The organism is Campylobacter sp. CFSAN093249, from assembly GCF_011067895.1.
In the GTDB taxonomy this organism is placed as follows: Bacteria; Campylobacterota; Campylobacteria; order Campylobacterales; family Campylobacteraceae; genus Campylobacter_D; species Campylobacter_D jejuni.
In genome coordinates, this window is the sequence record NZ_JAAMWM010000017.1 from 1 (window position 1) to 1,761 (window position 1,761).

1 protein-coding gene is annotated in these 1,761 nt (G+C 26.6%); it reads left to right on the forward strand.

Annotated elements, in window-relative coordinates; all coding sequences use genetic code 11:
• Positions 1-127 precede the first annotated feature (127 nt).
• A partial coding sequence (locus FBF10_RS08480) for a hypothetical protein (RefSeq protein ID WP_057036945.1) occupies positions 128-1,761 on the forward strand: 1,634 nt, incomplete at its 3' end.

Here is a 1,761-nt window from a genome sequence, read left to right on the forward strand (position 1 = left end):
GAATGTTTTACTTATAAACTTGGTCAAGAATTAATTAAAGCTAATAAAAATTGGTATGGGGGGGGGTATATCAAGTTGTTGCTTGAGATTAGGAAGTTGAAAAGGGAATATAATAAAAAGGAAGCATATGAGCAATATTGATGTAAATATTCAACAATGTCTAGAGAATTGGAATTTTTATATGTTGGAAAAAATATATGATTTGAATATCGAAAATGATACTCTTGCAAAAGAATATGTTTTATATTTGTCTTATACTGGACAATATCGTAAAATTTTGCAAAATTATAAACTAAAAAAATATTTTGAAAACTTGTTTTCTGATTTATATCGTAGTGAAGTAGATAAACTAATAAAAACAAATGATGGGTTGATCAATATAGAAGAATACTCTAGTGTATCTCGAGAATCGATAGGTTGTTATTTGCTTTTAAACGCTATTAATAATTTTAAACACACTCCTGAACAAGTATTAGATATATTTAAAAACTATCTTGTTGTCGATGATATAAAAATTTCATCTTATAAAATTCCTAAACAATCTTACGAAGCTCTTTTATCAAAAAAGTTTTTTATTGCAAAATCAATAGATTATTTTGAGATATTTAAGGATAATATTTTTTTTATGAAAGCGACAGTTATATTATCAATCATTCAGTGGCTATTTCCAAAAGAAAATGGATCTAAAAAATATTATCTTAGATTTAGTAATAGAATGAAAAATGGTATTAGTAAAAGTGAAATTAGCACAAGTAAAAATGTTAAAGTTGCTGTTTGCATTTCTGGTGCAATGAGGGGTGATTATTTAAAACCAATTGATCAAATTGTTGATAATATAGTAAAACCATTGAATGCAGATGTATTTGTTTTTTCTTGGAGTGAGCATTTAAAATGGCCAGGAATATGTGGAGGCAGTAATTGGGTACATAGGTTGTTAAGTCAAGATTTTAACCTTATAGCACCGAATGAAATAAGAAATAACCATCTTTTTAAGCAATTATTTCAACACACATACAATAAGCTAGACAGAGAAATTAGTGATGTATTAGAAATTCAAGATTTAAAAAAAATATATAATTGTAAAAAAGTAGTACTAGAAAATCAAAAAGCGTTTGTTGAGCAAACAGGTCTAAAAGAACATTCTTATACAGCAACTAAATTATATTATGGTTGTTTTAGGGTCTTTGAGCTAATGGAGGAATATGAAAAAGAAAATAATATTAAATATGATTATGTGATTAGGATTAGACCCGATTGTAATTTTGCAGAAGTAATTAATATAGAGGACTTGCTTAGATTGGAGGTCAATGAAATTTATATTGCACATCATCTTCATATGAATGGTAGGGTTAGCGATAGTTTTTCTTGTGGTAAAAGAGAAGCTATGGAGAAACTTTTGTTGATGTGGAAAAGAGCTGAATTTAACAAACAAATGCAAGAGTTTGTATCTTATCCTAAAAAATTTGATATTGAAACTCATATGTTATTATTGAGGTGGCTTATTGTAAACAATCTTGTGGCAAATACCGCTTTTCCTTATCCACTTTTAGGTGGAAGTAGTACTATTATAAAAGATTTTCCAGATATTACTGAAGAGTTAAAGAAGGATATATTAACAATAAGAGAGAGTAATATATATAAAGAAGAAAAATTACAGAGTTTTATAAGTTTTTTTACAAAAGTTCAAAAAAAATATAATATAATAAAACCTAAATTGCATTATAATTTCATTTATCCAAACTCAGCCAAAATAAGAATTCA